Source organism: Notoacmeibacter sp. MSK16QG-6 (assembly GCF_024158145.1).
In the GTDB taxonomy this organism is placed as follows: domain Bacteria; phylum Pseudomonadota; class Alphaproteobacteria; order Rhizobiales; family Rhizobiaceae; genus Notoacmeibacter.
On record NZ_JAMYXM010000003.1, the window covers coordinates 294,235 to 303,729 of the forward strand.

Genomic DNA, 9,495 nt, shown 5'->3' on the forward strand with positions numbered 1-9,495 from the left:
ACGATTTCTCAGCCGCCTTTCATAGGCGCGAGGATCTCGACCTTGTCGCCCTCGCTCAACATGGCCGCGTCCCGCTCGTCCTTCGGCACGAACTCGCCGTTCAGCGCCGTCGCTACCAGCCGGTCGGCATAATCGAGCTCATCGAGCAGCGCGGCGAGATTGCCCGCATGCGCATCAAGCGCTTTGCCGTTGACGGTCAGGTACATGTGAGAACTCCGCTTGTCGCCCATCCATAACCTCGCACACATCCCTTGCCACCGCAGGCGAGAGCAGAAAACCGTGCCGGAAAAGACCGTTGGCGTGGATCACCCGGCCATCGCTGACCACGCGCGGCAGATTGTCCGGAAAGGCCGGCCGCAGATCGGCGCCGGTCTCGATCACTTCCGCTTCGGCAAAACCCGGATGCAGCGCGTAGAGCGCGTTGAGGAGATCGACCGTTCCACGCACCGTGACCGGCCCGCGCCGCTCGCTCTCATATTGCGTTGCGCCGATCATGAAGTGTCCATCGCCGCGCGGCACGACATAGCAGGGGAAGCGCGGGTGGATGAGCCGCACCGGACGCGACAGCGAAATGTCGGCGCAGCGCACGATCAGCATTTCGCCGCGCACGCCGCGCAGCGCCGGCAGCTCGGGTTTCGCGGCCATGCCACGGCAGTCGATCACCGTGCCCCCGTGGCGCTTCATCTCAGCAGCGAGATCGGCCCCGTATTCAACCGTGACCCCACGCACCGCCAGGCGGGCCTGCAAGGCGACCAGCGCCTGACGCGGATCGAGATGCGCTTCATCGGCGAAGAACAGCGCTTTGGAGAAACGGCCCGCAAGGTCCGGCTCCAGCGCCGCGATGGCTTCGCCATCCAGCCATTCAAACGCCTCGGCGCGCCGCGCGAACCGAGCCAGTTCGCTGCTGTCACGACCGGGCGCGACCACCAGTGAACCGTTGCGCGTGACCGGCACGCGCTCCGCCCACCAGTCGATGGCGGTCACGCCGCGCCGCTTCACCACCGCGTCCTGAGTCGCCGCCTCGATCCACGGTGCGAGCATGCCGCCCGCATACCAGGAGCAGGCGGACGGGCCGAAACCCGCCGCCTTGTCGACGATGCGAACCGAATGGCCGGCTTCGGCCAAAGTCAGCGCTGTGACGAGGCCGGCCACACCGGCCCCGGCGACGAGGACGGTCATTCGGCAGGCGTCTCCGATTTTTCATCCAGTTCGGCCACTTCGTCGGGAGTCATATAGAGATCGCCGCCCTGCCGGTATTTCTCGGCCATCTTCTCCATGCCCTCCTTCTGCGCCTCGGCGCGGATGTCGTGGCTGATCCGCATGGAGCAGAATTTCGGCCCGCACATGGAGCAGAAATGCGCGACCTTATGCGCTTCCTTCGGCAGCGTCTCGTCGTGGAACTGCCGCGCGGTATCGGGGTCGACGCCGAGATTGAACTGGTCCTCCCAGCGGAACTCGAACCGCGCGCGGGAAAGCGCATCGTCGCGGATCTTCGCCGCCGGATGGCCCTTGGCGAGGTCCGCCGCATGCGCCGCGATCTTGTAGGTGATGACGCCGGTCTTGACGTCATCGCGGTCCGGCAGGCCGAGATGTTCCTTCGGCGTGACGTAGCAGAGCATCGCCGTACCGAACCAGCCGATCATTGCCGCACCGATCGCCGAGGTGATGTGGTCGTAGCCCGGCGCGATATCGGTCGTCAGCGGCCCGAGCGTATAGAACGGCGCCTCGCCACACACTTCGAGCTGCTTGTCCATGTTCTCCTTGATCTTGTGCATCGGCACGTGGCCGGGGCCTTCGATCATCACCTGGCAGTCCTTCGCCCAGGCGATCTTCGTCAACTCGCCCAGCGTCTCCAGTTCGGCGAACTGCGCCGCATCGTTAGCGTCGGCGATGGAGCCGGGGCGCAGACCGTCGCCCAGCGAGAAGGAGACGTCATAGGCGCGGCAGATATCGCAGATATCGTCGAAATGCTCGTAGAGGAAGCTCTCCTTGTGGTGATGCAGGCACCACTTCGCCATGATCGAGCCGCCGCGCGAGACGATGCCCGTCACGCGATTGGCCGTCAGCGGCACGTAATGCAGGCGCACGCCCGCATGGATGGTGAAATAATCGACGCCCTGCTCGGCCTGTTCGATCAGCGTATCGCGGAACACCTCCCACGACAGATCCTCGGCAATGCCGTTCACCTTCTCCAGCGCCTGATAGAGCGGCACCGTGCCGATCGGCACCGGCGAATTCCTGATGATCCATTCGCGGATATTGTGGATGTTGCGGCCCGTCGACAGGTCCATCACCGTGTCACCGCCCCAGCGGATCGCCCACACCATCTTCTCCACCTCTTCCGCCATGGAGGAGGTGACGGCGCTATTGCCGATATTGGCGTTGATCTTGGTCAGGAAGTTGCGGCCGATGATCATCGGCTCCAGTTCCGGATGGTTGACGTTGGAGGGGATGATCGCCCGCCCCCGCGCGATCTCTTCGCGCACGAACTCCGCCGTCACGAAATCCGGAATCGCCGCGCCGAAATCCTCGCCGTCCCGCTCCAGCTTGGCCTTTGCGGCTTCGCGGCCGAGATTTTCGCGGATCGCGACATATTCCATCTCAGGCGTGATGATGCCGGCCTTCGCATAGGCCATCTGCGTGACGGCCTTGCTGCCTTTCGCCTTGAAAGGCTTGTTGCGGACAGGAAACTCCGGTGTCAGCTTGTCGCCCTTGGCAAAGCCGTTATCCTCCGGCTTCACTTCGCGCCCCTCGCCCCGCTCGCAATCGCCCCGCGCCTCGATCCATGCTTCGCGGTGACGCGGCAGCCCGGCCTGAATGTCGATCAGCGCTTCGGGGTCCGTATAGGGGCCGGAGGAATCATAGACCGTCACCGGCGGCTCGCCTGCCGTCGGGTGCACGGCGATCTGGCGCATCGGCACGGCGATCTGCGGGTGGTGCTCGCCCCGGGCGAACACCTTGCAGGAGGCGGGCAGCGACCCTTGCGTGACTTCGGGGGTGACAGGCTTGACGACGTTCATGGACGCGCTCCTCGTTTCGCACATTCGCGATCCGGAGAGGTGGCGTTGAACGGGAGGGCGGAATGGCGGGCCGGATTTCGGTCTTGTAGCTTTGGGCCGTCCGCTTCGCGCTCCCTACGCCGGTTTTCACCCCGGATCAGGTTCGAAGGGTCGCCGCGCCGCGCACCGCCATCGAGACACTACGCTTATCGGCCTCTCAGCTCCTTGGCGCGAAACGCGCCGGTGGAGCCCCCCTGGCTTCGTGACCTAGAGATACGCGCCTTGCGGGTATGGCGCAAGGGGTGCTCCGTCTTCCTCGCCCCATGGGGGAGAGGGATAGGCAGGCACGGCGACGCCCAGCCGGGCCGATGCCGGACTTGGGTGAGGGGGAGCGACGAGAAAATTCCGAACGACGTCAGGAGACGCTGTCGTTCAGGCCCGTCACGCCGTCCATCTCGGCGCAATGGGCGCAGCAATAGACGGTGTCGCCCTTTTCCACGCCATGACCGATTACCCGCGCATCGCATTGCGGGCAGGTCGGGGCCAAGGCTGTGATCGCGCATTCGAAACTGTCGAATGTGTGGGTCTTGCCATCCATCGTCACCTGAAAGGCCCGGCTGTAATCGTTTCCGCATTGTTCGCACTGCGCCATGGATCATCTCCCTGTTGGATTGGCTTGAAGGAGCAATCCGGGCGGGGAGGAAATGGTTCCAGGGGGCAAACGCCCCTCTCCCCATTGAGTGCCCGCAGGACGGGGCGACGCGTGGCGAGAGCCTGAATAGGCAGGCACGGCGGAGCAGGAACCGCCCACTTCTCCCTTGAGGGGGTGGGACGGCTCCGCAGCGCATTCCTCGCCCCGCGGGGGCGAAGGAAAGCGCCGGCCCCCTAATTCCGGCCCAGCATCAGCGTCTCATTGAACCGCTCATCCTGTCGCAAAGGGCGGGGCGCGCGCCCGGCAATCTGTCCATCCCGCCAGCGCAGATCGGCCAGCGCGGCCTCCAGCAACTGCTCGCGTTCGGCATGGCGGTCGTCGCGCTCAATCGCATCGAGCCGCTCATGGCGGCGCGCGGCGCGGCGGTGATGCAGCAGCACCACAATCAGGCCCAGCACGAAGGCCAGCGGCAGGATTAGCATCAGCGCCTTGATCCAATCCGGCGCAGACTGGAACGTATCGAGCAGATCGGCGCGGAAATTGTAGTCACTCATCGGCAACTCCCCGTTTCACGCTTGTCCAAGTAAAGACAAGCCAATGAAATCATTTTTGGAAACGGTCACCAGACGAGCTGGTGACCGGGGAGTTAGAAAACCGCACTAGCACGGCCGCCCCGACCTTTAAGCCGAAGCTCTGGACATACGTCGAGGCCTCCCCGGCCATAGCTGTCTGAGAAAGGTATCGCACCGGTTCGAACTGGTCGATACCGGCCCACTAGTGCGGGGTTTCTACGCCCCAGACCGGAATATTTTCCGGCCCGTGATGGTTATAGGGGAAAGAAGCGAATGGGGGAAGGGGCTGATGAGGGGCCGGGAGTTGAATGGCGGCTTTCGGAAACGAGCCCGGCAAGCGGACAATCGCGCTTATCGGGCTTGTAATCGATTTCTGCCCAAACCGGCCATTGCCGACCACGTCAAGCGCTGCGATGCAGCTTCACCAGACCGGACTTTCGCTGCGGCTGCATGATCTATCTGCCCTCGATCTTACACATCGCGGACCAAGCAGTCATTTTCGCGCAGTGCTCGAGGTTGAAGATTTTTTTCGTTCAGACGTGCGCTTCAAGCTCTCCGACTTCCTTGTGGCGAGAAATGTGAGTCCCCTTCGTCGACCGACCCTTGAACGGATACCGTCATCAAATCACACAATCGGAGGCGTTCGGGGAACGTAGGAGAGCAGGATCCTCGCGGAAACGAAGCGAGTGGATGTCAGCGGCGAGATTATGGAGCACAGCGTCAAGCTGATCCGGAAGCGGCCCGTCTAAGGGGACGCGACACCTTTGGAGAAGCACCACACGTTGGCCAAGAAGGTCATGCTTTCGGTGCCTGAACACTTGGCAATCTCGTCACGCAAGGCGCTATGACGCAAATTTTCTGCAACTGAGAACGTTGACTTATTTCTCTGAGCAGGCGAGCCTAACCTCGTAATGTCATAGAACCTTGAGCCATACAGAATGCAACGCCTCTCAATTTTTCTAAGCCATTCATCGAGGGACAAAGAATTCGTACGACGAATAAATTCTGATTTGAAAAGCGGCGGTTTCGATACTTGGATAGACGAAGATAATATTCCTTATGCTGCATCAATTTCGGAGGAGATCCAAAATGGATTGAAGAGAGCGGATGTAATATTCCTATTTCTCAGCGAGGCGGCCGTGAGGTCTACGTGGGTCTCGACGGAATGGCAATCTCAATTCTTTAAGCAGGTGTCCGGCGGCAAAACTATGGTGGTGCCTGTCCTTTTGGATGACTGTGAAATACCTGAGTTCCTCGTGGACAGAAAATATATAGACTTTACGAAAAAGAGTGAATACGGAAAGAGTTTGGCATCGGCGCTGGACTTCTTGCAATCGCTGAAGGCTGAACGATATGGCCCCAAAAAGAGCTTCGACAGCACCTTAGGGATAAAATCTCACGTTGCGGAGATATTGGAGGACCTTGAAGGGGAGGCAATTCAGCTCCCGCAGGTTCGTAGGATTCCCATCGTAAAGACCCTAAAGGGTGTAAAGAGATCTGGAAAATTAATTAGACTTCAAGGATTCAGGCCGGAAGTCAAAGTGAGAAGCGTATATGACCACGTCATTTCTCTTGCGCATATATCGGAGTGCTTCATACCTTGTTTGGAACTTGATTTTTCTGCAGGAGATAGGCGAGACCTCCTACTGCTAATCGCGTATCATGATATTAATGAAGTTATCTTGGGCGACATACCGGCATATACAAGCTTGTCTCGAAGCAAGAGGGTGAGCATTCGCGTCTACGCGGAACAAAGATTCAAAACCGTTCCACCGAATGAGTTGGAGAGGATTGCGAATGATTTCGTATGGCTATTTTTGTCGGAACAGCATCGCCAAGCCTTTCGTGCTGTCATGGACCTTTTGGACGATGCGCAATCTAAGGTGTATAGAATTTTTCAGGCGCTGGACAAGATGGATCCCATTATTGCAGTTTGGAGATATCTACATCACTACAGAGGAAAGCTTGGAAATACGCCGAAGTTATTCAATACCAAAATGAAGGACTTTTATGAGAACCCGGATGTCGCTAGTCTTTTGAGAGATCATAACATAGACACGAAACTTGTTGACACGCTTTCATTTCTTCAAGACCGGGAGAACTCTTGGAATTTTTACGAGAATGCCAATTATTTCGATGAAATGACCCAAGACTTTCTATCTATACCGCCAAACGTTCTGAAAAGAGCCATTGAAGGGATTCCATTGTTCTACGGCGATTAATCTTTGACAGTAAAACCAGGGCTTACAAGGTATCCCGAGACAAGCGGAAGAAGGTGGAGATGCTCTTCGCACATCTGAAGCGCATTCTCGGCCTGACGCGTCTGCGCCTGCGAGAGCCCAATGGCGCCAAGGACGAATTCCTGCTCGCCGCCATAGCCCAGAACCTGAGAAAACTCGCGAAGCTACGGCCTCAGACCGACTTTTTTCACGTAATCAGCCCTCAATAGACCTTCGAACATTGCGCAACAAATGGCAGCTTCACAGATCGCGCCAAGTTATTTCGAACGACCGGTGTGGGGCGCGAAGCATTTGGGCCGCTGCCGACACTCTTTTAGGTCATTGCAGCCTTCCCTAACTTTACCTCTATCCAGACAACGGACGAGAGTTGCCATGAGCCTTCGGTACACCTTGCTTTCCGGTTGTTCCGGAGGCGGAAACTCGACCCTTCTCGCCGAGTTTAGCCATAGAGGATATGCCACCGTAGCCCGAGCCGGGCCGGCGGATCGTAGAGGATGATCAACGCAGTGCCGGTCTTGCCCTGCTCTGGGTAAACCTTTGTGCCTTCGCCAACCGAGCAATCGACCTCGCGGCTGAAGACCGGAGCCACATGGCCGACAGAAATGGCTTGGTGTTCTCCGACCACGGATTGGTCGATGCGGCGATGGCGCTCTAAAATGCAATAGGATGCCCGACCGGGATGTCCTAGACTAGCTTCCTACGACCGCTATGATGAAACCGTCTTCCTGTCGCCTCCTTGGCCCGAGATCTTTGTGACTGACGAGGATCGGCAGCATGATCTGATCAAGGCCATCGCGCTTACGGCGAGCTTGGATATGAAACCTGCATCTTGCCGAAGATCAGCGGCGAAGACCGAGCGGATTTCGTTCTCCGCAATGTCGGTTGATGACCCTATTCTTGCTGTTCCCAAGCAGTCGCCTGAGTGGCAGCAGGTCATAGAGCGGAAATCGTGATCTGCCTGATTTGAGTGCATGGACGGTTATGTCTGCGCTTGAACTAGATCACTAACACGTTAGGCTCCTGCCGATCGCAACGTCGGGTTGCCGGAGCCAGTTTTGCCAGACCGTTCGAAAATACTCTCTGCCATCGCGGCCACCGATGACGCCGATCGCCTTCGGAAGTTCCGAGAAAACGCGCAGAAGAACGGCGTCGATGAGGTTGCCGACTGCGCCTTCCGAGTCCTAATCGAGATCGTGCCCTCCGAGACTCCTGGCACGCTAGAGCACGATTTCTGGTCGATGGTCGCCGCGTTCGAAGAGCACCGGCGCCTCGATCAGGATAAAAAGGCGCCGATGCATCGTACGCGGGACGAAGTCGCTCAGGTCGGTATTCATCAGACGCTCGCCGATTTCGCGACGGACCCAAAACCAACGGCCGGGTTCGAGCAACTGCTCGAATGGGGCATGCCGGAGTTGACCGGCGCAGCGATCATCCTGCGCCATCAGAGCGAATTCGAACCCGAAGCCACTGCGGCTGCTAAACGGCGTCTGGAAGACGCTAGCACCGACATCGAGACATTTGCTCGACCGAAAGGTGGTCGCTGATGCACGTCGAAACCACGGGTGTTGCTCGTATTCGCCATCGGGATACGGGCGAAGAATTCGAAATCGAGCGTGACGAACTCGAGTGGGAGGCATCCGGCGGTGACGGCGATCGTCAAATGGGGCCGGAGACGATCTACACGGCCGAAATCGCTCACCCTGATCTCGGCGACCTTCGATGGGAATTGTCCGAATATCCGGTCGGCGTGACAAACCATATCACACACAACTTCGGCGGCCATGAGCTTCTTGAGGATTTCGACATAGCTGTGATCCTGGATGCAGAGGATGCGGAAGAGCCTTTCGAACTCACACCTCCGCCGGCATCGGACGACCTACTTGGCAGCATTCAACGATATTATGCCGAAGACGATGACCTTGGCATTACTGCTGTCGAACTCGCCAACCTGCCAGCCGACAGGCAGGTGCCGTACCTGACGTTTTGGTTCTTGGGCTATCACGAGGATCCGGCGCACGAGACCCCATACAACGGCCGTGAGGGTGGCTATCTATACGTGCACGGTGGGCCATATAGCGCCGATGATGAGCTAGCCACCGAGTTCGGCGGCTTCGCATCTGATAAGGCTATCGAACTTGCCGTCGAGAAAATTCAAGCGGACGGCATTTACGACTGGGCACCAACCTCGGCGCACCCCGATCGACGAGATGAGGGCTCAGACTACGAGCCCCTTTCACCGCTCGATGAATTGGAGATTGATCTTCGGCGGTCGGTCAGAGTGGTAGAAGCAGGCGAGGTTCCCCAGTTCGGCACGTCAGGGGAGCGTGAGGCTCGCTCCAACATGCGATCGGCGTTTGCCGAATTAGCAGCGCACTTTCCCCCAGAAGAAAGGGTTCGAGGTGGCATAGGCGACAACAATCCGCCGCCGGACGAACGTTTCACGCAGGAGGAGTTGGACGAGACCCGAGAAGCCGCCAAAGCTGTACTCGTTGAACTCGAGAAAGAGGAGCCGGACGTCGTCGCTGTTTCGAAAGCAAGCGTAATCCTGGTTCGCATCGCAAAATACGTTGGCCCGAAGGCCGATATGGCGGTGGATGCAATGGCGAAATCCTTCGGGACCGGTATAGGGATAGCTGCAGTCGGCGGCGTGACTGTTCTTGTTGCTGGGCTTTATGAGTCACTGGTTCAGGCGCTCGGAACAATCGGCCCGTGGCTTGAGACGGTCTTCCATTCCTTCATCTAATTTCTTCTCTAACACGCACGCTATCCTGCGCTCGCTTCGTTTGAGGCTTCGCTGAAATCCGGGCGTTCGTCGCTCGCCGCACTGCCACGCCAGCCGAGACGCTGCAAAGGATCGGCTGACCGGCAGCTTTCGGGAGATCACGGCAGGTTCCGAAATGGCAAAAATGCGGGCGCGAAGCTGCACTGCCTCAACGCGAAACACAGCAGCAGTTGGATAAAGTGCGGCTCCGCCTTAACGGAACCGCACAGGGCTAGATTTCGGTGTGCTCAGCCAATTCGAGGGCATCCTC

General features: G+C 58.7%; 9 protein-coding genes, 1 pseudogene and 1 riboswitch. Of the genes and pseudogenes, 5 read left to right on the top strand and 5 right to left on the bottom strand.

All coding sequences use genetic code 11. The features are described from left to right. Nucleotides 1–8 precede the first annotated feature (8 nt). From thiS to NIM86_RS12490, 5 genes are all read right to left on the bottom strand, one after another. A complete protein-coding gene (gene thiS, locus NIM86_RS12470) occupies nucleotides 9–206 on the bottom strand; it encodes a sulfur carrier protein ThiS (RefSeq protein WP_253382599.1) in 198 nt (65 codons plus the stop codon). Next, nucleotides 175–1,179 carry a glycine oxidase ThiO gene (gene thiO / locus NIM86_RS12475; protein ID WP_253382601.1) on the bottom strand — a complete coding sequence of 335 codons (1,005 nt, stop codon included), beginning with the start codon at nucleotides 1,177–1,179 and terminating at the stop codon, nucleotides 175–177. The genes thiS and thiO overlap by 32 nt, the downstream gene beginning before the upstream one ends. Then, nucleotides 1,176–3,020, bottom strand: coding sequence for a phosphomethylpyrimidine synthase ThiC (gene thiC, locus NIM86_RS12480; protein ID WP_253382603.1), 1,845 nt, complete (start codon nucleotides 3,018–3,020; stop codon nucleotides 1,176–1,178). The genes thiO and thiC overlap by 4 nt, the downstream gene beginning before the upstream one ends. A gap of 93 nt (nucleotides 3,021–3,113) precedes the next feature. Beyond that, a riboswitch (TPP riboswitch) is annotated at nucleotides 3,114–3,265 on the bottom strand. A gap of 149 nt (nucleotides 3,266–3,414) precedes the next feature. Continuing rightward, nucleotides 3,415–3,651 (bottom strand): hypothetical protein, encoded by a 237-nt coding sequence (locus tag NIM86_RS12485; protein WP_253382605.1) that lies wholly within the window; start codon nucleotides 3,649–3,651, stop codon nucleotides 3,415–3,417. Between the two features lie 233 nt (nucleotides 3,652–3,884). Beyond that, nucleotides 3,885–4,205: a hypothetical protein gene (locus NIM86_RS12490; protein ID WP_253382607.1), complete on the bottom strand. Its 321-nt coding sequence runs from the start codon at nucleotides 4,203–4,205 to the stop codon at nucleotides 3,885–3,887. A 956-nt stretch (nucleotides 4,206–5,161) separates the two neighbouring features. On the opposite strand from NIM86_RS12490, the gene NIM86_RS12495 reads away from it, so the two are divergent. The 5 genes and pseudogenes from NIM86_RS12495 (at nucleotide 5,162) to NIM86_RS12515 (ending at nucleotide 9,206) form a co-directional block, all read left to right on the top strand. Further along, complete coding sequence (locus NIM86_RS12495) at nucleotides 5,162–6,445, top strand: TIR domain-containing protein (protein WP_256478470.1); 1,284 nt, start codon at nucleotides 5,162–5,164, stop codon at nucleotides 6,443–6,445. A gap of 14 nt (nucleotides 6,446–6,459) precedes the next feature. Beyond that, nucleotides 6,460–6,672, top strand: a pseudogene (locus NIM86_RS12500) (transposase); the annotation flags it as partial. Between the two features lie 311 nt (nucleotides 6,673–6,983). Continuing rightward, entirely contained in the window at nucleotides 6,984–7,118 is a 135-nt protein-coding gene (locus NIM86_RS17270) for a hypothetical protein (RefSeq protein ID WP_371872892.1), read from the top strand. Between the two features lie 400 nt (nucleotides 7,119–7,518). Continuing rightward, nucleotides 7,519–8,007 carry a hypothetical protein gene (locus NIM86_RS12510; RefSeq protein WP_253382611.1) on the top strand — a complete coding sequence of 163 codons (489 nt, stop codon included), beginning with the start codon at nucleotides 7,519–7,521 and terminating at the stop codon, nucleotides 8,005–8,007. Then, entirely contained in the window at nucleotides 8,007–9,206 is a 1,200-nt protein-coding gene (locus NIM86_RS12515; RefSeq protein WP_253382613.1) for a hypothetical protein, read from the top strand. Before NIM86_RS12510 ends, NIM86_RS12515 begins: the two co-directional genes overlap by 1 nt. The last annotated feature ends 289 nt before the right edge of the window (nucleotides 9,207–9,495 follow it).